Source organism: Enterobacter cloacae complex sp. OE43NF (assembly GCF_023544405.1).
GTDB classification, from domain to species: Bacteria; Pseudomonadota; Gammaproteobacteria; order Enterobacterales; family Enterobacteriaceae; genus Enterobacter; species Enterobacter cloacae.
This window is the reverse complement of record NZ_JAMJFW010000004.1, coordinates 63711-90143: the sequence shown is the minus strand read 5'-3', so window position 1 is coordinate 90143 and position 26433 is coordinate 63711. Positions and strand designations below refer to the sequence as shown.

Genomic DNA, 26433 nt, shown 5'->3' with positions numbered 1-26433 from the left:
AAAGCGTACAATAAAGGCTCCACGTCAGTGGGGCCTTTTTCTTCCCCACCCCAGTCTCTTTTGGCCGCTATCTATACTGAATGGATAACAGCCAAAACAGACTCGACATAGCCTTTGAGCTGTGCATCAACACAGGCCCCGGGATGGGCCAAATTCGGAGATATCACCGCAATGTCAATTATTGGTCGCATTCACTCCTTTGAATCCTGTGGCACTGTTGATGGCCCGGGCATCCGTTTTATCACCTTTTTCCAGGGCTGCCTGATGCGCTGCCTGTACTGCCATAACCGTGACACATGGGATACGCACGGCGGCAAAGAAGTGACCGTTGAAGATCTGATGAAAGAGGTGGTGACTTACCGCCACTTTATGAACGCGTCCGGCGGGGGCGTCACCGCATCCGGTGGTGAAGCCATTCTTCAGGCGGAATTTGTGCGCGACTGGTTCCGCGCCTGCCACAAAGAAGGCATACACACCTGCCTCGACACGAACGGGTTTGTGCGCCGCTACGATCCGGTCATTGATGAATTGCTTGAAGTCACCGACCTGGTCATGCTCGATCTCAAACAGATGAATGATGAGATCCACCAGAACCTGGTTGGCGTATCCAACCACCGTACGCTGGAGTTCGCCAAATATATTTCAGCCAAGGGCATCAAAACCTGGATCCGCTATGTCGTGGTTCCAGGCTGGTCTGATGATGATGATTCCGCACATCGCCTGGGCGAATTTACCCGCGATATGGGCAACGTCGAGAAAATTGAGCTTCTGCCCTACCATGAGCTGGGTAAACATAAATGGGTGGCGATGGGTGAAGAATATAAGCTTGATGGCGTTAAGCCGCCGAAGAAAGAAACGATGGAGCGCGTGAAAGGTATTCTGGAACAATACGGACACAAGGTCATGTATTAAAGAAGAGGCCCGGTAAGAACCGGGCCTTTTTGTATTTTATTTAAAGACACCATTAATAATGGAAGTCACAATCGCAGTACTCAGCGCAACCAGGACCAGATCGTCACCGACCACGCGCCATTCATAGCCAGGATAGTTAGGGAGCTGGCCCAGCATGGAGGCTGGCACGGTTTTCTTCGCAATACCTGGAGGCAGTGGTTTGCCGCGCGCGAGGTTTTTAGCGATGCCCGGAGGCAGCGATTCATACCCCGTTAATCCATAGTTCACTGCCAGATGGCGAGCATGATCGAAGCTCACGCGAGCATCGACATCATCGCTGACGCTTTTATTCGATTTACCCGGGTTTTCCAGACCACTTTTTTTATTGCCATGAGTATCGGACATTCCGTTGCCATGATTGCCGGAATTCCCGTTGCCGTGATTACCGCCATTACCTTGTCCGCCACTGTTACCGTGACCACCACCGCCATTTCCGTTTCCAGGGTTAGCCATGACCGGTGCTGTAGCAAACGTTAAAGACAACACTACTGCCAATGCGGTAGTGGTTAAACGACGTGTAGCCATGATTGCTGCCTTTTAGTGTTAGAACTCACCTGAATTATCGCCTGGCGTGATAAACAAACAATGCGTAAAATTCTTATATGTGATGGGGACAAAAAAGCCAGTCAATGACTGGCTTTTAATTCATCAGGCATGCGCCACTGGCGTGGGATGTTCGCCCGCTTTGCGCAGTAGCATTAAGAGATAAATAAACGACACGCTGGCAATCATGATAAACAGCAAATTGTCGGAATAATTCTGCATCAGCATCGCGGTGAATGTCGGCCCCAGCAAACTGCCAATGGTATAGCTTAATAACAGCGCCTGGTTCATCGCCACCAGCTGGTGATGTTCAACTTTTTCACAGGCCCAGGCCATCGCGACCGGATAAAGTGTGAAGCCTGCCGCCCCCAGAATAAACAGCGCTGGCGCCATCGCGGCATTGCTGAGCATGGCAAGGCAACCCATGATCACCACGAAGACCTGAACGCGCAACACCAGCAGACGCCCAAAACGGTCTGCCAGACGGCCAATCGGCCACTGTCCGACGATGCCCGCGCTGACCATTACCGCCATCCAGAAGCCGATCCCGGAATCACTGACGCCCTGATGGTTCAGGTAGAGCGGCATCAGACCATAAAGCGACCCCAGAACAATCCCGGAGATGATGCAGCCGTTCACGCCCAGACGCGCCTGTCGCAGTCTCAGCATCGGCCAGACGTGGGTCGCTTCCTGATGCTCACTGTTCTGATTCACAATGCGTGTAAAGAGCAGCGGCAGGATCGCCGCCAGGACCATGCCTGTTACCCACGGCAGAACGCTCATCAGGTCGGTCGGCAGTTTGCTGACCATTAATTGCCCAAGCACGGTTCCGACGTAATAGACCATCATATACGCTGCCAGCAGACGTCCCCGGTTGCGCGAGGTACCGCTGCACATCAGCGCACTTTCCACCACGACCCAAATCATCGCGCAGCCTACGCCAGCGATAAAGCGCCAGATCATCCAGCTCCAGAAGCCGACCATCAGGCCCAGCCCGGCACATCCGGCAGCGAAAATCAGCGAGGCCAGATAATAGCTGCGGTTAAAGCCAACGCGTTTAATCAGGCTCCCCGTCATCAGGGTGCCCAGCAGGTTCCCCGTGAAAAAGGACGAGCTGACCATACCCACCTGCCAGGTTGGTAAGTTTTCATGGGCAAGCCATAGCGGGACGAGCGTATTCAACACTGCGATCGCCAGGGTCAACAAAAGCAGGCCACAGAGCAACAGGAGCACTGGCCGGGTATAGATGGTCATGGATTAAAAACCGTGAGGAAGTTCAGATTTCGTGCGCATCATGCCACTGGCAAAAACAAAGTCAATCCACCGATTCAGGCGTCACGCACGATATGTGCCATGTCGATTTAAAAAACTCATCCTGCTAATGCAAAGTCTGCTACTGATATTAATTATCTGGTTGTTTTTATTTATTTCAGGGGATTTTTAATACCAAACATCAGTCGAAAAATTTCATGATGGAAAAAAGAAAAGCCGGGCGCTATGTCCCGGCTTTTTATAACGAAAAATCAAATCAGCTGGCGATAGCCATGCCTACCGTCATATGCAGGCCGTAAAACACACCGCGACCGATCAACTCCCCTGCCAGCACCAGCACAAAGGCCACTGACAGTAACGGCAGTGCGGGCTGATAACCTTTAAGCTGAGGGGCAATCCAGCACACCAGCGCAACAGCCAGCAACACCACACGCCAGGCCATCAGAGAACCGTAATCTGGCACCAGGGCTGAGGCCTGCTGAATGGAGCTGTGAATGGTTGCCAGCTCAGCGCCCTGCATCAGCGCAACCATCGTGCTCACCACCAGCGCCAACAGCGAAACGGCGGGAAGCAGACGCATCGCCCAACCGTCCACACCCGCCACGCGCAGCAGCAGGTAGCCCAGCAGCGGCCCACCGATAAACATCGTCAGGAAGAAACTCATTGGCGTCCAGACGCTATACCAGGTGGGAACGGTATCGATGGTGTTATAAACCCGCACCATCATCCACACGAAGACCACGCCCAGCACCATTGTCACGATCAGCCACACGTTGCGCAGCCCCGCAGGAAGCTTTTTCAGGGCTGCCAGCAGCCACCCCAGCCCACCGACGGCAAAGAAGATCGCCCCGCTGGCAATTTCGTTACTCAGTGAGGATGCCCCCACGCGATTGAGAGAGTTGAACGCGCGCATTGGCGAGCCGAGGTGCAGCGTAGAGGCAATAAAACCGATCCCCATCAATACCCACAGACCAAACATACTCAGCACCACGCGCTGCTGCTGTTCAGCTTTCAAATCACCTTTCAGTAACGCCAGCGCGAGCACAATAAAACCACCCGCCACGCACTGCCCAAAGACCGTGAAGATCATCAGCGGCCATTCATGCCATCCACTTCCCATCTCACACCTCCTTCGGGTTTGCCAGATAGCCGGTGGTATCTCCCGTCGGGCGGCTGTTGGCGTTAGGTTTAATCACAATGCTCGGCTTGGTGAAGTGCGCGGACGGCAGTGGCGCGACGGCCGCAAGCTGGCCGTGTTTTTTACGCAGCTCGTCAATCGGGCCGAAGTCCAGCGCGCGCAGCGGACAGGACTCCACGCAAATCGGCTTTTTGCCCTCTGCGACGCGGTCGTGGCAGCCGTCGCACTTGGTCATGTGGCCTTTGGCGGCGTTGTACTGCGGCGCACCGTACGGGCAGGCCATATGGCAGTAGCGGCAGCCGATGCAGACATCCTCATCCACCACCACAAACCCGTCGTCACGCTTGTGCATTGCCCCGCTCGGGCACACTTTGGTGCAGGCCGGGTCTTCACAATGGTTACAGGCAATCGACAGGTAATAGGCAAAGACGTTCTGATGCCAGACGCCGTTATCCTCCTGCCAGTCGCCGCCCGCGTATTCGTAGATCCGGCGGAAGCTGACATCCGGGGTCAGGTCTTTGTAATCCTTGCAGGCCAGCTCGCAGGTTTTGCACCCGGTGCAACGGCTGGAATCAATAAAAAATCCATACTGGGTTGTCATCGGTTACTCCTTACACCTTCTCAACCTGAACAAGGTTTGTGTGGGACGGGTTGCCTTTCGCCAGCGGCGACGGGCGCTGCGTGGTCAGTACGTTAATACTGCCAGCCTGGTCGATGCGGTTTGCATCCGGGCTGTACCACGCGCCTTCCCCCAACGCGACAACACCAGGCATCATGCGGGGCGTCACTTTGGCTTCGATATGCACCTCGCCGCGACCGTTAAAGATACGCACGCGATCGCCATTGCTGATACCTCGCGCTTTCGCATCCATCGGGTTAATCCACATCTCCTGGCGGCAGGCGGCTTTCAGCACATCAACGTTGCCGTAGGTGGAGTGAACGCGCGCTTTGTAGTGGAATCCGGTCAGTTGCAGCGGGAATTTTGCGGTCAGCGGATCGTTATAGTTTTCAAACCCGGGCGTGTAGATCGGCAGGGGATCGATAACATCCCCGTCCGGCAATTCCCAGGTTGCGGCAATGTTTGCCAGCTCTTCGGAGTAAATCTCGATTTTGCCCGATGGCGTGGTCAGCGGATTTGCCTGCGGATCGTCGCGGAAGGCTTTGTACGCCACGTGGTGCCCTTGCGGATCGCGCTGTTTATAGATGCCCTGCTTGCGGAAGGTATCGAAATCCGGCAGGTCAGGGATCGCTTTACGGGAAAGTTCATGCAGATGACGCATCCACTCTTCCTGAGTGCGGCCTTCTGTGAACTGTTGTTCGACGCCAAGACGTTTCGCCAGCTCAGAGGTCATCTCATAGATGGTTTTGCACTCGAAACGCGGTTTGATGGCCCGGTCGGTGAAGATCACGTAGGACATGTTGCCGCAGGAGGCATCCAGCGCGAAATCCATCTGCTCCGAGGCGGTGCAATCCGGCAGCAGAATATCCGCATATTTCGCCGATGAGGTCATGTGGCAGTCGATCACCACAATCATCTCACACTTCTTGTCATCCTGCAGGATTTCGTGGGTGCGGTTGATCTCCGAGTGCTGGTTAATAAGGCAGTTACCGGCGTAGTTCCAGATCATCTTGATCGGCACATCCAGCTTGTCTTTGCCCCGTACGCCATCGCGCAGGGCGGTCATCTCCGGCCCGCGCTCAATGGCGTCGGTCCACATAAACATGGAGATACTGGTCTGAACCGGGTTTTCCAGGGTTGGCATCCGTTCAAACGGCAGCGAATAGGAACCTTCGCGCGCGCCACTATTCCCACCATTAATACCCACGTTACCGGTCAGAATGGAGAGCATCGAAATAGCACGAGTGGCGATTTCGCCATTCGCGTGACGCTGTGGCCCCCAGCCCTGGCTGATATAGGCCGGTTTCGCTGAACCGATTTCACGCGCCAGCTGGACAATACGTTCCGCCGGTATCCCGGTGATTTTTGATGCCCACTCCGGGGTCTTCGCCACGCCGTCACTGCCCTGACCCAGAATATACGCCTTGTAATGCCCGTTGGCAGGCGCACTGGCGGGCAGGGTTTTCTCGTCATAGCCGACGCAGTATTTATCGAGGAATGGCTGATCGACAAGGTCCTCGGTGATCATGACCCACGCCAGCGCACTGACCAGCGCCGCATCGGTACCCGGGCGAATAGGGATCCACTCATCTTCCCGGCCTGCACCCGTATCGGTATAACGCGGATCGATGATGATCATCCGGGCGTTAGATTTGGCGCGAGCCTGCTCAAGGTAATAGGTTACCCCACCGCCGCTCATCCGCGTTTCACCAGGGTTGTTACCGAAAAGCACCACCAGTTTGCTGTTTTCGATATCGGACGGGCTGTTACCGTCTGCCCAGCCACCGTAGGTGTAGTTCAGGCCGGCAGCAATCTGTGCAGAAGAGTAGTCACCGTAGTGATTGAGATAACCGCCGCAGCAGTTCATCAAGCGCGCCACCAGCGTTTTGCCCGGTGGCCAGGAGCGGGTCAGCGTTCCCCCAAGCGTTCCGGTGCCATAGTTCAGATAGATGGATTCGTTACCGTACTCTTTTATCAGACGCTGCATATTGCTGGCGATGATATCGTAAGCTTCATCCCAGCTGATGCGCTCGAACTTCCCTTCCCCGCGCTTACCGACGCGTTTCATCGGGTACTTCAGACGGTCCGGGTTATAAACCCGGCGGCGCATTGAGCGGCCACGCAGACAGGCGCGAACCTGATGCAAGCCGTCGTAGTTATCGTCACCGGTATTGTCGGTTTCGACGTATTTGATCTCGCCATCCACCACATGCATACGTAATGGACAACGGCTACCACAGTTTACGGTACAGGCGCTCCACACCACGTTTTCCGGGGCCGTAGCCGGGGACAACGCATCCGCCGCCGACGCCAGTCGGGTAAAAGGGAGAGTGAAGGCACTGCTGGCAACGGCGAGACCGCCAATTGCCGTGGTTTTCATCAACCCACGGCGAGTGACCTCGGCAGCCATTAACGCTTCAGGCGCTTTGATTTTCATAAAGACTCACTTTGGTTGCTCACAAAGAATAAGGGGCGGAATTAACCGCGATATAGTTTTATATATAACGAGCTAATGCGTTATGCGTGTTTTATGCTGGCTTTCATTCGCAGGAGTATTACTACTTTAGAGGGAGGGGGTATTGCGTCGTATCAAACCGAGGGTATAAAAAAAGCGCCAAAAGGCGCTTTTTTGTTGTAAGGCAAAGAATTAGCCGATGTACTGCTGGCCTTTCATGTATGGGCGCAGTACTTCAGGGATCTCAATACGTCCGTCTGCCTGCTGATAGTTTTCCAGCACGGCAACCAGCGTACGGCCAACAGCCAGACCAGAGCCGTTCAGGGTATGCACCAGACGGGTTTTCTTGTCGGACTTGCTGCGGCAGCGTGCCTGCATACGACGCGCCTGGAAATCCCAGACGTTAGAGCAGGAGGAGATTTCACGGTAGGTGTTCTGCGCGGGTACCCACACTTCCAGATCGAAGGTTTTGCAGGCGCCAAAGCCCATATCACCGGTGCACAGCGCCATACGACGGTACGGCAGACCGAGCAGCTCCAGCACTTTCTCCGCGTGGCCGGTCATCTCTTCCAGCGCGTCCATGGACTCTTCCGGACGAACGATCTGTACCATCTCAACTTTATCGAACTGGTGCATACGGATCAGACCACGCGTGTCACGGCCGTAAGAACCCGCTTCAGAGCGGAAGCACGGAGAGTGCGCCGTCAGTTTGATTGGCAGGTCGTCTTCGTCGATGATCTCATCACGCACGAGGTTGGTCAGCGGCACTTCCGCGGTTGGGATCAGCGCGTAGTTGCTGCTGTCGGCTTCCTCGTCCAGCGGACGGGTATGGAACAGATCGCCGGCAAATTTCGGCAGTTGTCCGGTACCGTACAGAGTATCGTGGTTAACCAGATACGGAACGTAGGTTTCGCTGTAACCGTGCTGCTCAGTGTGCAGATCCAGCATGAACTGTGCCAGCGCACGGTGCAGATGAGCAATCTGACCTTTCATCACCACGAAGCGAGAACCGGTCAGCTTCACGGCTGCCGCAAAGTCCAGGCCCGCGTGCATTTCGCCCAGAGTAACGTGATCGCGAACCTCGAAGTCGAACTCACGAGGCGTACCCCAGCGTTTCACTTCAACGTTGTCGTTTTCGTCTTTACCGACAGGAACGCTGTCGTCAGGAATGTTCGGGATAGCCAGGGCGATATCACGGATTTCGGCCTGAAGAACGTCCAGCTCAGCTTTCGCCTGGTCCAGCTCTTCACCCAGTTTGTTCACTTCCAGGCGTAATGGCTCAATGTCTTCCCCGCGCGCTTTCGCCTGGCCGATGGACTTCGATCGAGAGTTACGCTCTGCCTGCAGATTTTCAGTTTGTACCTGCAGAACTTTACGACGCTCTTCAAGAGCGCGCAGCTTATCTACATCCAGCTTAAAGCCCCGGCGTGCCAGTTTTTCAGCGACTGCGTCTGGCTCATTACGCAGCAGATTGGGATCGAGCATGCTTATCCTGTGCTTATCGAATTAAAATAGGAAAATGTGGCCACAGCCTGCGGCCACAGGGATACAATGCCAACATTACCGCAACGACTGAACTAACGGTAGCGTTTTATAGGGCTATTTTGATCCTGTCCGGCGAGCCAGGCGAGCTTTTCGCCAATCTTGCCTTCAAGACCTCTGTTTGTGGGGTGATAATAGCGGGTTTGTGCCATTTCCTGCGGGAAATACTCCTCCCCGGCCGCGTAAGCGTTGGGTTCATCGTGAGCGTAACGATACTCCTGCCCGTAACCCATCTCTTTCATCAGCTTCGTTGGCGCATTACGCAGATGCACCGGCACATCGTAGTCCGGGCGCTCACGCGCATCCGACATGGCCGCTTTGAATGCGGTATAGATGGCATTACTTTTCGGCGCGCAGGCCAGATAGACAATCGCCTGAGCAATAGCACGCTCACCTTCTGCCGGCCCGACGCGAGTAAAACAATCCCAGGCCGAAAGCGCCACCTGCATGGCGCGCGGATCGGCATTGCCAACATCTTCTGAGGCAATCGCCAGACAGCGACGCGCGACGTACAGCGGATCGCCACCGGCAGTGATAATGCGAGCGTACCAGTAAAGCGCGGCATCCGGCGCGCTGCCGCGTACCGACTTATGCAGCGCCGAGATCAGATCGTAAAAGCGATCGCCTTTGTTATCAAAACGGGCGCTACGCTCACCGGCAATTTCGGTCAAAAGTTCCGGTTTTAATACCCGTTTGCCGGCGTCGTCGACTTCGGCCATATCGGCCATCATTTCCAGGGTATTCAGCGCCCGCCGCGCATCGCCGTTAACCAGTTCCGCAATTGCCCGACGCGTGTCGTCAGGCAGGACAATGTCCTGTCCGCCATAGCCGCGGGCTTTGTCGTCCATCGCCTGGGTGAGAACTTTTTCAATATCCTCGATGGTGAGCGATTTAAGCAGGTAGACGCGCGCCCGGGAAAGCAGTGCCGAGTTGAGTTCAAATGACGGGTTTTCGGTGGTGGCACCTATGAAGAAGATGGTGCCATCTTCGATGTGCGGCAGGAATGCATCCTGCTGACTTTTATTGAAGCGATGGACTTCGTCCACAAAGAGGATGGTTCGTCGCCCGGCGTTACGGTTCTGGCGCGCGCGCTCGATTGCCTCGCGGATCTCCTTCACACCGGATGTGACGGCCGAGATGCGCTCGACGTCCGCGTTAGCGTAGCGGGCGATCACTTCAGCAAGCGTGGTTTTACCGGTACCGGGTGGTCCCCAGAGGATCATCGAGTGCAGATGCCCGGCCTCAATGGCCCGCGGCAACGGCTTACCCGCAGCCAGCAGGTGCTGCTGGCCAATATACTGAGCTAAATTTTCTGGCCGCATACGCGCGGCCAGAGGTTGAAACGCATTATCTGAAAAATCGAGCGACAGGTTGCCCACTCATGCCTCTTACTTACGTTGGTCGTCCACCGTTACGCCCTGCGGCGGGGTAAAGGTAAATTTAGATGCATCGACAGCGCCATTTTGCTGAGATTTGAGCTGATAGCTGCTGCGCTGATCGTCCTGCTCAACGGCGCCGAACTGATTGATGGTACCGTTGGTGCTTACATTGATGGTGAACTGCTTCAGGTTGCCGTTGCTGCCTTTTGGCGTCAGGACAAACTCATCACCGTTCTGCTTAATATTATACTGCTGCCAGTCGCTGGCCTGGTTACGGGCAATCAGCATAAAGGGCGTGTTGCTGGTCGCATCTTTCAGCCAGGTGGCGGTTGCCTGCTCAACAAACGGGTTGAAGAACCACAGGGTTTTGCCGTCAGAGACCAGGATGCTCTCATCCGGCTGAGTCATGTGCCAGTTGAAAAGATTTGGGCGTTTTACCCACAGATCGCCTTGGCCTTCCTGCACCGCATTACCGCTGCCGTCAGTCACTTTTTGCGTAAAGCTGGCGTGGAAGCTGCTCACTTTATCCAGGCGGCTTTTAAGGTCGCTGGCCGCATCAGCCCAGACGCTGCTGGCGACAAAACTGGTGAGTAATGCACAGGCGATTGCGATTTTTTTCATTGTTGTTCCTTAAAATACGTCATCCCGAAATGGGGTTTCCGTTTTCTATTCTGGACCTGCCCGCAGGCAGGTGACAGAAGAAAATGCTTAAATTTGGCTGATTTACCCTTCTTTGCACACGCTGAAGATCAATCAAACGGCGGCGGAGCCAGCACCTCACGGTTACCGTTATGCCCCTGCTCACTGACAATGCCCTGAGCTTCCATCTGCTCAATGATGCGCGCCGCGCGGTTGTAGCCAATACGGAACTGACGCTGAACGCCGGAGATCGACGCTTTGCGTTTTTCGGTAACAAAATTAACCGCCTGGTCGAATAACGGATCCAGCTCTTCGCCGCCGTCAAAGCCACCGCCGCCGCCTTCGCTTTCGCTGTCGGAGGTAATGCCGTCAACGTATTGTGGACGACCGCGCGCTTTCCAGTCCTGCACCACGGCATGCACTTCCTGGTCGCGAACGAATGCGCCGTGAACGCGCACCGGAGAGGTGGAGTTCGGGCCGGAGTAGAGCATATCCCCCATCCCCAGCAGCGATTCAGCACCGCCCTGATCAAGGATGGTACGCGAGTCAATTTTGCTTGATACGGTAAAGGCGATACGGGTCGGAATGTTGGCTTTAATCAGACCCGTAATGACGTCCACAGAAGGACGCTGCGTCGCCAGGACGAGGTGAATACCGGCCGCACGCGCTTTCTGTGCCAGACGGGCAATCAACTCTTCCACTTTCTTACCGACGGTCATCATCAGGTCGGCGAACTCATCCACCAGCACGACGATGTAAGGCAGTTTTTCCAGCACCGGATGTTGGGCATCCATGCTATCGCCCGGTTTCCAGTATGGATCGGGAATTGGACGACCCATCCGCGCCGCCTCGGCGATTTTCTCGTTATAACCGGCAAGGTTACGCACGCCCAGAGCCGACATCAGCTTATAACGGCGCTCCATCTCGTTGACGCTCCAGCGCAGAGCGTTGGCCGCGTCTTTCATGTCGGTCACAACTTCCGTCAGCAGATGCGGGATCCCCTCATAGACCGACAGTTCCAGCATTTTCGGATCGATCATGATGAAACGGACATCTTCCGGCTGCGCTTTGTAGAGCATGCTGAGGATCATGGCGTTCACACCCACCGACTTACCGGAACCGGTTGTACCCGCGACCAGCAGGTGAGGCATTTTCGCCAGATCGGCTACCACCGGCTCACCCGCGATATCTTTACCCAGCACCACGGTCAGTGGTGAAGGGTTGTCGCGGAATTTGGTGTTATCCAGCACTTCACGCAGGTAAACGGTCTGACGTTTTTTGTTCGGCAGCTCAAGACCGACATAAGGTTTACCAGGAATGACTTCAACCACACGAACCGCAACGGTCGACAGAGAACGCGCCAGGTCGCGGGACAGGTTTGAAATACGCGCGGCTTTAACGCCAGGCGCCAGGTTGAGTTCGAAACGGGTAATGACAGGGCCTGGAGAGTAGTTGACCACGTCCGCTTTAATGCGGAAGTCAGCCAGACGCGCTTCTACCAGACGGGCCATTTGCTCCAGCGCGAAGGTGTCGACCGGCTCAACTTCTGCTGGCGGCGGCGTTAACAGATCCAGCGACGGCAGAGGCGTGCTCGGACGTTGCAACGGACGACTATCACCGTTACGCATCAGCAGCGGATGAATGAGACTTTCCTGCGGCTGTGCCTGAGGCTGCTGGAATTGCGGCTGCTGTGGCTGCTGTGGCTGCTGTGGCTGCTGTGGCTGCGCATAAGATTGTGGCGCAGGCTGCTGCGGCTGGGCGTAAGCCTGTGGCGCTGGGGCCGGCTGCTGACGCACCGGCTCGGCTTCCGGCATGACGCTCGGTGTGAACAGCGGTTCGCTCGGACCATCATCCACCAGATCTTTCATCGGTGAGAATTCGAAATCCGACAGCGAGAACGGGTTCGCACCAGCAGGTTGCTCACCTGAATAGCGTTGCTGCTGGGTGGCCGCAAACTGGCGTGCTAATTCTGCCTCTGCTGCATCATCATCGTCCGCCTGAGCAGGATGATCGTGCTGATACTCCTCGCCATAGCGCTGATGCTGCTGTGCGGCGAACTGACGCGCCAGTTCATCCTGCTGCATTTCATCTGCATCATCGTCGTAATCAGATTCACGGGCTTTCTCCTCAGCCATACGCTGAGAAGGCAGTTTAATGCCATAGGATGCCAGCTCGCGGCGGGTTGGCACACGCACACGGTTAGGACGCGGCAACTGCGGGCCAATCCCCTCTTTTACCTGAGGACGTGGTGTTCCACCTGTCGCCAGGCTAAAGACCGGCGCCGCAGCCGAAGCGGCTGCTGTAGCCTGTTTCACGCTCTCTGCCACTGGTGCAACCGCAGGCGTTGGAGTAACCGGCGGTGGGGAGACAGAAGGTGTATTCACAACAGGCTCCTGCACCGGCTCAGGAACAGGCTGATACCATGCTGCCAATTGCTCGCGCTCACGGGCACGGCGCTCTTCAACCTCTTCGAAATAGTACATTGGCGGACGAGACGGTTTGACCTCTTCCACCACCTCAGGTTCTGGTTGAGGCGCGACGTAAGGCTCAGCAGGCGGAACAGGCTCAGGGACATACTCCTGATACGGTTGCGCGACGGGCTGCTCGTCGTACGGGTACCCCTGCGGCTCATGAACGGGCTCAGGCTGATAAGGTTGCTGCCACGGTTCCTGCTGGACCGGCGCATAGCTTTCTGGCTCTGGTGCGATAACCGGCTCTGGCGTATGCACGCCAGGCGCCGTTTGCCACTCTACCTGAGGCTGTTGAATAGCGGACTCGGGAGCGGGAACCGACGCAGACGGCATAACGGCTTCCGCTGGTGCTGCATAAGCCTGCGCCGCCGTGGTCGCGGCTGCCGCGGCGGCAACCGGTGCGGTAACAGAATGACCGTTTAGCAGTGGATCGTATTCATCAAAATCGCCCAGCGTGGCGCGACTGCCAGAGAAAAGCACATCATCAGGATCGACGGCGGCACCGGCTGAACGGTACTCAACATGATCGTCTTCGTCCATGCGTTTACCGGAGAAGAGCGCCGCATCGGTTTTACGGCCCAGCGGGTTGGCAAATTTCTCGGCGACGCGCTGACGGCGTGCCAGTGCTCCACGTAAAATACGTGCACGACGAGATTCACGACGCTGTACGGGCGCATCGTCTTCCTCTTCGTACTCATCTTCATATTCGTCTTCATCAACCCATGTGTCGTCACGACGGGTACGGTTGCTGGCAAAGGTCAGAATAGTGAGGACAAAACTGCCGATCTTCTCGGCAATGCTCACCCACGACCAGCCGGTGAACAGCGTTAATCCTGCCGCCCAGATACACAGCAAGGCCAGGGTACCGCCGCTGCTGTGAAGCATAGGCTGTAACGCAGAGCTCAGCAGGCTACCGATGACCCCGCCAGAGGCGAAATACCAGATGTCATCGGCGTTGATGGCTGCCAGCCCGCAGGAGGTGAGGATCAACGCCAGCGCGCCTATCAGGCGCAGCGAAACCGCGAAATAATCGATGTAGTCGTCGTTCTGACGATGGCGCCAGGCAAACCAGCATCCGCCAATAATAATGACGGGAATGGTATAGGCCATCACACCGAAAATGAAAAACAGGGTGTCCGCAAGCCAGGCACCGGGAACGCCGCCTAAATTATGGATAGGCTCATGCCATGCAGTTTGTGACCAGCTGGGATCTGAGGGGTTGAAACTGAGTAAGGCTGCCATCAGCCAGACGGCAAAAAGGGCAATAACAATCAGCAACGCCTCAAGGAGCCGACGTCCGCTGCTTAGCTTCGATAATGTGACTTCTTTGTCTTCAGTGTATTCCTGGCTCAAGAAAGGCTCTCCAGGTATCAGGCATATCCTGCCTGTTTGCTAAAACGGACAACAGCGCCGGGACACCCCGGCACTGTTGCTGTATGGATTAACAGGAGTGTAATCAAACTACACTGATTTTGCACCTGTTCCGTGTTAGCGCGTCTTAATAACCAGACGATTGCTCTGTTTGACCTCTTCCATCACCACATAGGTACGGGTGTCGTTCACGCCTGGCAGACGCAGCAGGGTTTCACCCAGCAGCTTACGGTAGGCGGACATATCTGGTACGCGGGTTTTCAACAGGTAGTCGAAATCGCCAGAAACCAGATGACACTCTTGAATTTCTTCAAGTTTTTGTACAGCGGCGTTAAATTGCTCAAACACATCCGGTGCACCACGATTCAGAGTAATCTCAACAAATACCAGAAGTGAGGCATCCAGATAATGCGGGTTCAGCAGAGCCGTATAGCCCTGAATAAAACCCTGTCTTTCCAGTCGGCGCACACGCTCAAGGCACGGCGTCGGGGAAAGTCCCACACGTTTTGAAAGCTCGACGTTGGAAATACGCCCATCCTTTTGCAATTCATTAAGAATGTTACGATCGATACGGTCGAGATCTTTGCCAGGGCGCTTCTTGCTATCTACCATTATTATTGTCTCTCTGTATTCCTTCCCTACTCCTGCCTGGACCCTGTGCACATCACTGTTCAGAGCCTGTACCCGTTAGTCATCACATCGCCTGGTTATCTATTAGACGCGATGCGGATTCGGGTTCTGTTGGTAAGAAGACCGTTGCCCGAAGGCAGTCACCGACATCACGTATGGCGTCTGTCCACGCCATGCGTAGATTTCACTGACCCGGTAAAAATGGCATTTACGTGCATGCCTATGCGGCACACGGTTAACGCGGTTTTTTTTCTTCCTTGAATGTTTTCGCAAAAGCGCAGGGGATTGTCAAAGCAAAACATCGATTTTTAGTACAACATGCCGGATATTCATTTCGGTGGGGTATTAATCCTCATTTTATTGCCTTATAAACAAGCGAATTTAAGAAGTAAGCCTGATGTTATAGCGCTCATTTTATCGTCATTGCCTATCGTACAGATTGAGATCAACATTGCTGTGCTCTTTTTTTACGGCAACAAATTCCCTACAATCCAGCCAACTGTCTGCCAACAACAATGGGGATCTCATGGGCACGGCCAAACACAGTAAGCTGCTAATTCTTGGTTCTGGACCTGCGGGATATACCGCGGCGGTCTATGCTGCACGCGCTAACCTGCAACCGGTTTTGATTACCGGTATGGAAAAAGGCGGTCAGCTGACCACCACCACTGAAGTGGAAAACTGGCCAGGCGACCCTAACGACCTGACCGGGCCGCTGCTGATGGAGCGTATGCACGAGCATGCGGCTAAATTCGAAACCGAAATTCTGTTCGATCATATTAACAAGGTCGATTTGCAGAACCGTCCGTTCCGCCTGACGGGCGACAGCGGCGAGTACACCTGCGATGCGCTGATCATCGCAACGGGAGCTTCTGCCCGCTACCTCGGCCTGCCGTCAGAAGAGGCGTTCAAAGGTCGCGGCGTTTCTGCCTGCGCAACCTGCGACGGTTTCTTCTATCGCAACCAGAAAGTCGCGGTCATCGGCGGCGGTAACACTGCCGTAGAAGAGGCGCTCTATCTGGCGAACATCGCTTCTGAAGTGCACCTGATCCACCGTCGCGACACCTTCCGCGCCGAGAAGATCCTGATCAAACGTCTGATGGATAAAGTGGCGAGCGGCAACATTGTGCTGCACACCAACCGTACGCTGGAAGAAGTGACGGGCGATCAGATGGGCGTTGCCGGTCTGCGTATTCGTGATACCCAGAACACCGACAACGTCGAAACGCTGGAAGTGGCGGGCCTGTTTGTGGCTATCGGTCACAGCCCGAACACGGCGATCTTCGAGGGGCAACTTGAGCTGGAAAACGGCTACATCAAAGTGCAGTCCGGTATTCACGGCAACGCGACCCAGACTAGTATCCCGGGTGTGTTCGCTGCTGGTGACGTCATGGACCACATTTACCGTCAGGCGATCACCTCCGCAGGCACCGGTTGCATGGCCGCGCTGGACGCTGAACGCTACCTTGATGGGCTGGCTGAACAAGGTAAATAATCTTTACAAGTCAGTAACAAACGTAAATAAAGGCGGCGATAAGTCGCCTTTATTGTCTCCTCGTTGTAACATTGCGCTGCCCACTTTCTAATAACATCACCTGCAAAGCACGCAATGGAAAAAACCCGTCAACAAGAGTTAACACGCTGGCTAAAACAGCAGAGCGTTCTTTCCCGCCGCTGGCTCATGATTTCCCGTCTTCTGGGACTGATCAGTGGTCTGTTGATTGTTGCCCAGGCATGGCTGCTGGCCCGCATTCTCAATCATATGATCATGGAGAACATTCCGCGTGAAGCGCTTCTGCTGCCCTTCATCGTCCTGATCCTGGTTTTCATTCTGCGCGCCTGGGTCGTCTGGCTGCGCGAACGCGTTGGTTTTCACGCAGGGCAGCATATTCGCTACGAAATTCGCCGACAGGTGCTTGATCGTCTTCAGGAAGCCGGGCCCGCATGGATCCAGGGAAAACCAGCCGGAAGCTGGGCAACGTTAATCCTTGAACAAATTGACGATATGCACGACTACTACGCCCGCTACCTTCCGCAGATGGCGCTGGCCGTCTGCGTCCCGCTGCTGATTGTGATAACCATTTTCCCTGTCAACTGGGTAGCTGCGCTGATCCTGCTGGGTACCGCCCCGCTGATCCCCCTGTTTATGGCGATGGTGGGGATGGGAGCGGCCGATGCGAACCGCCGTAACTTCCTTGCGTTGGGTCGCCTGAGCGGCCATTTCCTTGACCGTCTGCGCGGGATGGAGACGTTACGCATTTTTGGCCGGGGTGAAGCCGAAACGGAAAACATTCGCCTGGCGTCGCAGGATTTCCGTCAGCGCACGATGGAAGTGTTACGTCTGGCATTTCTGTCGTCTGGCGTACTGGAATTCTTTACCTCGCTCTCTATCGCCCTCGTGGCGGTCTATTTTGGTTTCTCGTATCTCGGCGCGCTGGATTTTGGTCATTACGGCACGGCGGTAACGCTGTCGGCCGGTTTCCTGGCGCTTATTCTGGCTCCGGAATTTTTCCAGCCGCTTCGCGATCTTGGCACCTTCTACCATGCCAAAGCGCAGGCCGTTGGCGCGGCTGACAGCCTGAAAACGTTCCTGGAGACGCCGTTGGCGCATCCGGAGCGGGGAGAGGTAACGCTGAACGCCAATGAACCCGTGACCATTGAAGCACGTGATTTCTCTATCCTGTCACCGGAAGGGAAAGTGCTGGCTGGCCCACTGAACTTTACCTTACCCGCCGGGCAACGGGTGGTGCTGGTAGGGACCAGTGGTTCAGGAAAAAGCTCGCTGATCAATGCATTATCCGGTTTTATGGCTTATACCGGCTCACTGCGCATCAACAAAACCGAACTGCGCGATCTCGATCCGGACGCCTGGCGTAAACAGCTCAGTTGGGTGGGGCAAAACCCGCAGCTGCCAGCCCCGACGCTACGGGAAAACGTCCTGCTGGCTCGCCCGGATGCACGTGAAGACGAGTTGCAATCTGTTCTCGACCGCGCCTGGGTCAGCGAGTTTCTGCCGCTGCTTCCGCATGGCGTCGATACCGTTGTCGGCGATCAGTCTGCCGGATTATCCGTGGGCCAGGCGCAGCGCGTGGCGGTCGCCCGCGCGTTGCTTAATCCATGCCAGTTAATGCTGCTGGACGAGCCAGCGGCCAGCCTGGATGCGCACAGTGAACAGCGCGTGATGGCGGCCCTGAACGCCGCCTCGCGGCAGCAAACCACCCTGATGGTCACTCATCAGCTGGAAGGCATTGCCGACTGGGACCAGATCTGGGTCATGGAAAACGGTCGTATTGTTGAGCAAGGCGATTACGCCTCTCTCGTTACCGCGCAGGGCCCCTTCGCTGCCCTGCTGGCGAATCGTCAGGAGGACATCTGATGCGTGCCCTGCTTCCCTATCTCGCGCTCTATAAACGCCACAAATGGATGCTGACGCTGGGCATCGTGTTGGCCATTGTGACCCTGCTTGCCAGCATCGGCCTGCTCACGCTTTCCGGCTGGTTCTTGTCTGCCTCTGCCGTGGCGGGGGTTGCCGGGCTCTACAGCTTCAACTACATGCTTCCGGCGGCGGGCGTCCGCGGCACCGCCATTACCCGTACGGCTGGACGGTACTTCGAGCGACTGGTCAGCCATGACGCGACATTCCGCGTGCTGCAACATCTGCGCATTTACACCTTCAGTAAACTGCTGCCCCTCTCCCCTGCCGGACTGGCGCGTTTTCGTCAGGGGGAATTGCTCAACCGTGTGGTTGCGGATGTCGACACCCTGGATCACCTCTACCTGCGCGTGATTTCCCCGATAGTCGGCGCGTTTGTGGTGATTGTGGTGGTCACGCTGGGTCTGTCGGTGCTGGATGTCGCTGTTGCGCTGACGCTGGGCGGGATCATGCTTTTGACGCTCATTATCCTGCCGCCGCTATTTTACCGCGCGGGTAAATCCACTGGAGAGAACCTGACGCGTCTGCGCGGGGAGTACCGCCAGCAGCTCACCTCCTGGTTACAGGGGCAGGCCGAACTGACGATATTTGGCGCCAGCGAGCGCTACCGTGCGCGAATGGAGAATACAGAACTGAACTGGCATGAAGCCCAGCGCCGTCAGTCTGAGCTTACCGCGTTCTCTCAGGCGCTTATGATGTTAATCGGGGGTGTCGCAGTCATCGCCATGCTCTGGATGGCGTCCGGTGGCGTTGGCAATAACGCACAGCCGGGCCCTCTGATTGCCTTGTTCGTATTCTGTGCTCTGGCGGCCTTTGAAGCGCTGGCGCCGGTGACGGGTGCCTTCCAGCATCTCGGCCAGGTCATCGCCTCCGCCCTGCGCATCACGGAGATTGCGGAGCAGGATCCGGAGGTGAAGTTCACCGCAGAGCAAACGGCCACGCCTGAGCAGGTTGCCCTGACGCTCAATAACGTCACCTTCGCCTATGACAAGCAGGCACAGAATGCGCTGGAAGGCATCAGCCTCGCTGTGGATGCGGGTCAGCGGATTGCGATCCTCGGCCGTACCGGCTGCGGCAAATCCACGCTTTTGCAACTGTTAACGCGAGCCTGGGATCCACAGCAAGGTCAGATTCAGTTTAACGGAACTCCGCTGGCAGACTTCAGCGAACAGGCGCTGCGCAAAACCGTCAGCGTGGTTCCGCAGCGCGTTCATCTCTTCAGCGCCACGCTGCGCGATAACCTGCTGCTGGCTGCATCGGAGGCCACTGATGACGTACTCCGCGCCATGCTGGAGCAGGTCGGGCTGCATAAGCTGCTTGAAGACGATGGCCTGAACAGCTGGCTGGGTGAAGGCGGTCGTCAACTCTCTGGCGGTGAGCTGCGTCGTCTGGCGATTGCGCGCGCGCTGCTGCATGATGCGCCGCTAATGTTGCTCGACGAGCCCACAGAAGGGCTTGATGCGACAACTGAAAGCCAGATCCTTGATTTACTTGCGAATGTTATGGCCGGTAAAACCGTCCTGATGGTGACACACCGCCTGCGTGGACTGGCAAGTTTTGATCGGATAATTGTGATGGACAACGGACACATTATTGAGCAAGGTAGTCACGCAGAGCTGTTGACGAAACAGGGTCGCTACTACCAGTTTAAACAGCGTCTGTAGACTATATTTGTAGCGTCCTCACTCGCGTACTGGAGTTTTGCTGTCATGCGCCTGGTCCAGCTTTCTCGTCATAACATTGCGTTCCCGTCGCCAGAGGGAGCGCTGCGTGAACCCAATGGGCTGCTGGCACTTGGCGGCGATCTCAGCCCTGCCCGGCTCCTGATGGCCTACCAGCGCGGCATATTCCCGTGGTTTTCACCTGGCGACCCTATTTTATGGTGGTCTCCCGATCCGCGCGCCGTGCTCTGGCCCACGCAGTTTCACCTGAGCCGCAGCATGAAGCGTTTCCACGCAAAGTCACCGTATCGGGTCACATTGAATCACGCCTTCGGTCAGGTGATAGAAGGGTGTGCGGAAGACCGTCATGAAGGGACATGGATCACCCGCGATATCATCACTGCCTATCATCAACTTCACGAGCTTGGCTACGCCCACTCCATTGAGGTGTGGGAAGGTGGCGAACTTGTTGGCGGTATGTACGGCGTCGCGCAGGGGACGTTGTTCTGCGGTGAGTCGATGTTCTCCCGGGCGGTAAACGCCTCGAAAACGGCCCTGCTGGTTTTCTGCCAGGAGTTTGCTCAGCGCGGCGGGCAGCTGCTGGATTGTCAGGTTCTGAACGAGCATACCGCCTCTCTCGGTGCTGTTGAAATCTCCCGCCGCCACTACATTGAGCACCTGGATAACTGCCGTCAGGAGAAGCTGCCGCGCGATTTTTGGGTACCGCGGACACTCTTTATGCCCAATGTCTAAATGTTTTCCGCATATTTTTTATGAGGGTGTTATAATTATGCCGCAGAGTAGCTTCTGCCTGTTGCCCCGCCGCCGTTTGGGACCTTCGCTTCAGATAACGTCCTGACGTTTATCCTGTTGTATCCCCTTTACGAATGCGCTTTCCGTTCGGTTGTACCGTGACGCTTGGGCAATGCGCCGAAACTGTTTTGCTGCGTTTTAAACGCGCAATTCTTTACTTAATTGATGAATTTCGGCATTATCTTGCCGGTTCAAAACTTGGTAGTGATACCCCAGAGGATTAGATGGCCAAAGAAGACAATATTGAAATGCAGGGTACCGTACTTGATACGTTGCCTAACACCATGTTTCGCGTAGAGCTGGAAAACGGTCACGTGGTAACTGCGCACATCTCCGGTAAAATGCGCAAAAACTATATCCGCATTTTGACGGGCGACAAAGTGACTGTTGAACTGACCCCGTACGACCTGAGCAAAGGCCGCATTGTCTTCCGTAGTCGCTAATTGTTTTCGCCTGTAATGGCAGATGAATATTTAATAAGGCCGGGAAATTCCCGGCCTTAAATTTATGAAAAACCCTACCCTCTGTTATACAACCGCCTTTCTTGCCGGGTGGCGCTGCGCTTACCCAGCCTACGTCGATGTCAATAAATTACCTAACTCATTGTAGGCCTGTGCAAGCGTAGCGCCGCCAGTTAAGGTCAGAATCTGGCTGACCCTATCTTTCTTTGTGCAGAACATATTCATTTCGCATTACCAGACAAATGACTATACTAGATCATGACAAATGACATATCAGGAGGTCAAAATGAGAACATGGGTTCCTGCGCAGAAGCCTGCTGATAACGCGCTTTGGCGCTATGCAGGTTTACCTGCAAATCGAGGTATGCAACTGATCGAGTTACTCAACCAAGGTCTACCCGTTAGCGTGCTCGACAACATTCATGAATGGACGGCGATGTCAAAAGCAGACATTTTGCGCGTCACCGGTATAAACGAACGCAATGTCGCGCGTCGTAAAAGTGCGGGTCGTACGTTGACCCCCGATGAAAGTGAGCGCGTGGCGCGCTTCGTACGCGTTTTGGATGCTGCCGTTGATTATTTTGGCAGTAAAGATGATGCATGGAACTGGCTGCAATCACCGGTCCGTGGACTCGGAAATGTTGCGCCTGTCGATTTGATTGCAACAGAAACCGGTGCACTGGAAGTGACCGATTTGATTGGTCGCCTGGAACATGGAGTATTCGCATGATTTTTTATCGTCTGGTGACAGGACGATATGCCAGCGAAGCGTGGAGTGGAAGCGGCGCAAACCAGTATGGCGGCCGCTGGAATCACAAAGGACACCCGGCGGTATACGTCTCTACATCCATCTCGCTGGCATCACTTGAAATTCTGGTTCACGTTAAAAAAGATACCGTGTTAAACCAGTACCAGCTTTTCAGCATTGATATCCCAGAAGAGCAAATTGAGTATCTGGATAAAGCATGGCTACCCAAAGACTGGCAGGAGGATCCTGCACCGATGTCGACAATGGATCTGGGAACCGGTTGGCTCCAGTCCAGCAGCGCGCTGGCGCTTATTCTACCGTCCTGCATCATTCCTTATGAAAATAACGCCATACTGAATCCGCTGCATCCCGATTTTCATCAGAGACTGGAAACCGTCCAGCAACTCCCTTTTAGCTTTGATAACCGGCTAGCAGAAAAAACCGCATCCTGAGAACGAATGCGGTTGTCACGTTTCAAAACCAGGGGATCGTGGCTGTAGCGCTTAGCCCGTAGGTGGAAAATACTCCCGTAACGGGTGCGGAGAGCAAATCACCATGACGGATAAACAGCCTGAACGATTGACCCGTAGAGAGACTACGCAAATTTAGCCACGGCAAATCAGTCCTTGCCTCTGCCATCGTCAACATACGCTGCTGCGCTTCCTCTTCAGTTAACCATCCCTTCTTCACCGAACGTCGCATGAGCCGCTGCGCACTACTTTTGACCTGTACCCGGCTGACACAACGCCAGTGATTTACCTCTGGCACATTCTTAATCTCCGTACAGTCGCAGTAATCACTCAGCCCTTTTCTCCAGGCCAGTTGCTCAAGCTCATTGAGTGCCTGCCGGTGGCCATGCAAACGCAGAATAGCGCCAGGTTTTACTGCATACGCAGGGAAACTAATACCAATATCGCCCTGCCCTCTCTGACCCAATGCGCGATGCAGTTTTGCCACCAGCGCGGCCATTAGCATCTCTTCACTGAATTCGGGATCTGGCAACACACGGATCTCAAGATAGTGATCCATAAACAGCTCCTTACTCGCTCTTCTCGCCGAAGACACCACCACGGATCAATACGGCCATCACGTAATGTTGCTGATCCACATCCGGCTTCTGGCCTTTGGTGACCCAATTATCGAGAAGCGTGTAGAAATCCATTTTCTCTTTCGGCTGACGACACGCCACTCCACGGCTGGTGACAGATCCATAGGGTTCAACGGCTATCGCACCAAGTTCGTCCACTTTAGGATGCCAGGTATCGATAGTTCGAATCGCATTACCGATTTTCTGCGAGTGGATGCCAGCGACTTCATCCACCTGATAAAGCAGACGGCTCTTGCTGTTGTTGCTGTCCAGTACTAACTCCTGCGACGGGAAGATCTCCTGCCCTGCGCCAAGCAAAACCTGCGCCTCTACGTTGAGCAGAACAAATCCTTTTCCACTGAGCCCCTTTTCTATTTCCTGAGCGAGTTCTGTGAGGCTCTTGTCACGGGCGGTAAAATCACGCAGCGCATAACTGTACGCATCAAACGTCCACGACTGGCTACCTGTCACTTTCACAACGATTTTTTCTGCACCAACGCGGTTACGCCATAAAAAACGACCATTCGCCAGGTTATTGGCGTAACGACGCGCCAGTTCGGCAAAACCATGTTCATGTATGTAGCCGTCGATAGCCTGCTGGAGTTCTTCCTGATAAGCGCGGTCATTACATACAGAAGGAGTCGATAAGTTTCCCAACACGCGCAGGGTAAATTTAACCTGTAAGGTATCCGCGTCCGCAGGCAGTGCCGCCACATCTACCCGCTGGAGATTGGCTTTCTGGATCTCAGCATCCAGTTTTGCCGGATCGTTGGTGAGCGCGTTTTTTAGACGGTTAGAGATAGTGCCGCGTACTGCTTTTTCCTGAATCCGAATCGGTTGCCAGGTTTCTCCTTCCCAGCATCCTGAATACATCACCGCATCCGAGGTCGCCAGTTTACGTTCAAATGCCAGTACAGATGCCGTTTTAACGGCAGTTGGAGCCTTTGCCATAAATAAGTCCTTTTTAATTTAGAGGTTCAGATGTCACCGGCGCGCTCGCACCCTGACAGTAGTAGCCTGTTTCCGTCGTGCGATAGCGCCAGAAGATGTCTTCTAATGACCGAATCCGGTGCAGACCGCACCACTCGCCCACGCCATATACGGCTTCGGTAAACGCAAACGGTGTTTCTACATCACGCGCATTTGCCACGACGCCGGGTGCGTAGAGTTCAGAGATGCGCTGGTATCCTGTCATTAATGGCACCAGATACCCGGGTTTAGGTTTGGGAACGTAGTGCCACCTGGCCGGATCGCCTTCCTGGATATCGCCCTCGTCCGGCATTTCGGCCTGCATTTTCAGCGAAGCAAAATCGAGCCAGGCATCAAGTAGCGTGGCATCAGGATTGTTTTCAAGAAGTGTTTGATGATGTTCGCCCAGCCAGCTGCTGCGGTCGCGCAGGGCAAAGCCCGGCATCAATTGCCACTGTAATCGGCCCATTTCCCGAACGCTGGCAGGCATCGCCATAACCGAAATATTCCGGATATCGACGATGATTCCCCCCGCCAGTCGAAGCGTCGGGCATATCTGAGACAAAAACTCGGCGAGGTCGCGCTGCCCGTATTCACCGTTTGGGATTTCCCCATGACACTCCAGCAGCAATGAAACCGTCAAATGCATACGCCCCTCTTCATTAAAGGAGGCGGTTTTCGCTTCACGGGTAAGAGGATTGCGGGTCAGGGCGAACTGATAATCGCGGCCAGACGTATGCGCGTGGATCTGGTGTTCGTGGCTCACGACAGCACAGCCATCAATGTGCAGCCCATGCTTTTCTGTCAACCTGCGCGATAAAGCATGAGAAAATCCCATGAAATGGGTGATCGCTGGAAACCCCCAGGTCAGGCCAGCAACCGCGTTGGCGTTTTCAACTCTCACACGGCGAAGCAAAATCAATGAACTCATTTCAGCGCCTCCTGGATAATTTTTCCCATCTCACGGAGGTTGGCCCGTAAGTGCTCGCGGGTTTCCCATTCACGTTTTTCCACAGCGCCTAAATCCGGCATCGACTTGCGCAGACGTGCGTTCAGCCAAAGGGAAAAATCTTCTGCCACAGCGTCCTGCCAGTCGTCTTTTTCTCGCTCAAGACGAAAGGCTTCATCTGTTTTTGTACGCCAGGGATCGAGCCAGAGCTGTTGATGGGGTTTCAGATCGGGACAGTTGCGCGTCCAGTTCTGCGCGGTTTCACGTTGAAAATCAGATGCGATCTCGAACAAGAGATCGATAATCATATTGATGTAGCCATCGCGGGCTTCGCGAATACGAAAATTGGTGTAATCACCCGCTTTCGTCAGTAGGGAAACAAGCAGCTGAATGTGGCTCTTCGCTCGGCGGTCAAATTGCCCACCCCAGGCGAAAACAGAACGTAAACTCGTTGGCGGCTTTTCTGCCCTTTTCCACTGCGGCGGCTGGCAGGAAAGTAGCCAGCTACGTCCGCCACGCACGCTGTTGAGATAGGAAATGTTTTGTGGTTTAGTGCCTCCGAAGTGTATTTCCGCTGAATCCGGGAATAACGTCAGCGGAGTGGGATGCCAGGTTTTCTCGCGCCTGGCTTTCCAGATGGCTTTAACATCGTCTCCAAAACGGAAGGCAATCATTTTCTGATGCAGGGCGTGAACAAGTGAGGTGGCAAACAGCGGGCTTAACAGATGATAATCATCATCAACCGGAAAATAATTCTGTTTCGCCAGCTTGTGCGAAGCGGGTTCACCGGGCGTCAACGCACGGCAAAATCCGGCAATCCATTCGCTCAGTTGACTGGCGTCATCGGTAAAAGTAGCCAACGCTGCGTGGTCGCCACGTTTCAGGCTTGCCAGAAGCGAGTCGCCGCCTTCAACCCGTGTTTGCAGCAGTTTCGCGACATCCAGTGCAGCGGCGTTACCCACCGCATCCGGTTCCAGACCTGACAGCGTCGCTGTGCTGAGATACCCTTCCTTAGCCACTGCCTCGCTGTAGATACTGCTACTTTTTGAATCCCCGTGGGTAAACTTCGCCGCATGGGTCACGAGGTTAATTTGTCCGGCTCGCTTCGCGGCATCCGTCAGCCATGCTTTCGGCTCGTAACGAAGCTCCAGTTCCCGGCGTTCTGCCGCAAGCGTTGCGCTATCAATATCGCTGCGTTTTGCGGCCTCTTTATCAAATGCTTCCAGCTTTGTTTGCCGTCGTTCGGCAATGTACTTAGCGATGAAAGCGCTTAGTGCTTCAACTGACATAATCGCTCCTGAT

The 26433-nt window shown here is 55.0% G+C and carries 22 protein-coding genes; 8 read left to right on the top strand and 14 right to left on the bottom strand.

Annotated elements, in window-relative coordinates; translation table 11 throughout:
- Positions 1–171 precede the first annotated feature (171 nt).
- Complete coding sequence (gene pflA / locus M8370_RS03435) at positions 172–912, top strand: pyruvate formate lyase 1-activating protein (protein WP_014831281.1); 741 nt, start codon at positions 172–174, stop codon at positions 910–912.
- 36 nt (positions 913–948) lie between these two features.
- Here the strand turns inward: pflA and M8370_RS03430 are convergent, their stop codons facing one another.
- From M8370_RS03430 to lrp, 10 genes are all read right to left on the bottom strand, one after another.
- A complete protein-coding gene (locus M8370_RS03430) occupies positions 949–1476 on the bottom strand; it encodes an anti-virulence regulator CigR family protein (protein ID WP_058684574.1) in 528 nt (175 codons plus the stop codon).
- A gap of 123 nt (positions 1477–1599) precedes the next feature.
- Entirely contained in the window at positions 1600–2748 is a 1149-nt protein-coding gene (locus M8370_RS03425) for an MFS transporter (protein WP_013097314.1), read from the bottom strand.
- Between the two features lie 274 nt (positions 2749–3022).
- Positions 3023–3886, bottom strand: a complete 864-nt coding sequence (locus M8370_RS03420) for a dimethyl sulfoxide reductase anchor subunit family protein (RefSeq protein ID WP_013097315.1) — start codon at positions 3884–3886, stop codon at positions 3023–3025.
- A 1-nt stretch (position 3887) separates the two neighbouring features.
- Complete coding sequence (dmsB, locus tag M8370_RS03415) at positions 3888–4505, bottom strand: dimethylsulfoxide reductase iron-sulfur subunit DmsB (protein ID WP_013097316.1); 618 nt, start codon at positions 4503–4505, stop codon at positions 3888–3890.
- 10 nt (positions 4506–4515) lie between these two features.
- Positions 4516–6960, bottom strand: coding sequence for a dimethylsulfoxide reductase subunit A (gene dmsA / locus M8370_RS03410; RefSeq protein ID WP_250020485.1), 2445 nt, complete (start codon positions 6958–6960; stop codon positions 4516–4518).
- Between the two features lie 210 nt (positions 6961–7170).
- The gene (gene serS / locus M8370_RS03405; RefSeq protein ID WP_008499983.1) at positions 7171–8463 is read right to left on the bottom strand and encodes a serine--tRNA ligase; all 1293 of its coding nucleotides are present in this window, start codon (positions 8461–8463) and stop codon (positions 7171–7173) included.
- A gap of 92 nt (positions 8464–8555) precedes the next feature.
- Positions 8556–9899, bottom strand: coding sequence for a replication-associated recombination protein RarA (rarA, locus tag M8370_RS03400; protein WP_191979557.1), 1344 nt, complete (start codon positions 9897–9899; stop codon positions 8556–8558).
- A 9-nt stretch (positions 9900–9908) separates the two neighbouring features.
- Positions 9909–10520 carry an outer membrane lipoprotein periplasmic chaperone LolA gene (lolA, locus tag M8370_RS03395; RefSeq protein ID WP_013097319.1) on the bottom strand — a complete coding sequence of 204 codons (612 nt, stop codon included), beginning with the start codon at positions 10518–10520 and terminating at the stop codon, positions 9909–9911.
- Between the two features lie 128 nt (positions 10521–10648).
- Positions 10649–14362, bottom strand: coding sequence for a DNA translocase FtsK (locus M8370_RS03390; RefSeq protein WP_250020484.1), 3714 nt, complete (start codon positions 14360–14362; stop codon positions 10649–10651).
- 135 nt (positions 14363–14497) lie between these two features.
- Complete coding sequence (gene lrp / locus M8370_RS03385) at positions 14498–14992, bottom strand: leucine-responsive transcriptional regulator Lrp (protein ID WP_000228469.1); 495 nt, start codon at positions 14990–14992, stop codon at positions 14498–14500.
- 544 nt (positions 14993–15536) lie between these two features.
- Between lrp and trxB the strand changes: the two genes are divergently transcribed.
- The 7 genes from trxB (at position 15537) to M8370_RS03350 (ending at position 22578) form a co-directional block, all read left to right on the top strand.
- The gene (gene trxB, locus M8370_RS03380) at positions 15537–16505 is read left to right on the top strand and encodes a thioredoxin-disulfide reductase (RefSeq protein WP_013097321.1); all 969 of its coding nucleotides are present in this window, start codon (positions 15537–15539) and stop codon (positions 16503–16505) included.
- A 114-nt stretch (positions 16506–16619) separates the two neighbouring features.
- Entirely contained in the window at positions 16620–18386 is a 1767-nt protein-coding gene (gene cydD, locus M8370_RS03375; RefSeq protein WP_029882997.1) for a heme ABC transporter permease/ATP-binding protein CydD, read from the top strand.
- Positions 18386–20107, top strand: coding sequence for a heme ABC transporter ATP-binding protein/permease CydC (cydC, locus tag M8370_RS03370; protein WP_250020483.1), 1722 nt, complete (start codon positions 18386–18388; stop codon positions 20105–20107). Before cydD ends, cydC begins: the two co-directional genes overlap by 1 nt.
- Before the next feature lie 45 nt (positions 20108–20152).
- The gene (aat, locus tag M8370_RS03365) at positions 20153–20857 is read left to right on the top strand and encodes a leucyl/phenylalanyl-tRNA--protein transferase (protein WP_013097324.1); all 705 of its coding nucleotides are present in this window, start codon (positions 20153–20155) and stop codon (positions 20855–20857) included.
- 284 nt (positions 20858–21141) lie between these two features.
- Positions 21142–21360, top strand: a complete 219-nt coding sequence (gene infA, locus M8370_RS03360; protein ID WP_002211347.1) for a translation initiation factor IF-1 — start codon at positions 21142–21144, stop codon at positions 21358–21360.
- Between the two features lie 304 nt (positions 21361–21664).
- The gene (locus tag M8370_RS03355) at positions 21665–22108 is read left to right on the top strand and encodes an Xre family toxin-antitoxin system antitoxin (RefSeq protein ID WP_100168428.1); all 444 of its coding nucleotides are present in this window, start codon (positions 21665–21667) and stop codon (positions 22106–22108) included.
- The gene (locus M8370_RS03350) at positions 22105–22578 is read left to right on the top strand and encodes an RES family NAD+ phosphorylase (RefSeq protein WP_040022898.1); all 474 of its coding nucleotides are present in this window, start codon (positions 22105–22107) and stop codon (positions 22576–22578) included. Before M8370_RS03355 ends, M8370_RS03350 begins: the two co-directional genes overlap by 4 nt.
- 22 nt (positions 22579–22600) lie before the next feature.
- Here M8370_RS03350 and cas6f read toward each other — a convergent pair whose 3' ends face one another.
- The 4 genes from cas6f to csy1 are packed head-to-tail and all read right to left on the bottom strand — an operon-like array spanning position 22601 to position 26420.
- Positions 22601–23155 carry a type I-F CRISPR-associated endoribonuclease Cas6/Csy4 gene (gene cas6f, locus M8370_RS03345; RefSeq protein ID WP_038981404.1) on the bottom strand — a complete coding sequence of 185 codons (555 nt, stop codon included), beginning with the start codon at positions 23153–23155 and terminating at the stop codon, positions 22601–22603.
- 10 nt (positions 23156–23165) lie between these two features.
- The gene (gene csy3, locus M8370_RS03340; protein ID WP_058679278.1) at positions 23166–24164 is read right to left on the bottom strand and encodes a type I-F CRISPR-associated protein Csy3; all 999 of its coding nucleotides are present in this window, start codon (positions 24162–24164) and stop codon (positions 23166–23168) included.
- 13 nt (positions 24165–24177) lie between these two features.
- The gene (gene csy2, locus M8370_RS03335; protein ID WP_250020482.1) at positions 24178–25113 is read right to left on the bottom strand and encodes a type I-F CRISPR-associated protein Csy2; all 936 of its coding nucleotides are present in this window, start codon (positions 25111–25113) and stop codon (positions 24178–24180) included.
- Positions 25110–26420: a type I-F CRISPR-associated protein Csy1 gene (csy1, locus tag M8370_RS03330; RefSeq protein ID WP_250020481.1), complete on the bottom strand. Its 1311-nt coding sequence runs from the start codon at positions 26418–26420 to the stop codon at positions 25110–25112. Before csy1 ends, csy2 begins: the two co-directional genes overlap by 4 nt.
- Between the last annotated feature and the right edge of the window lie 13 nt (positions 26421–26433).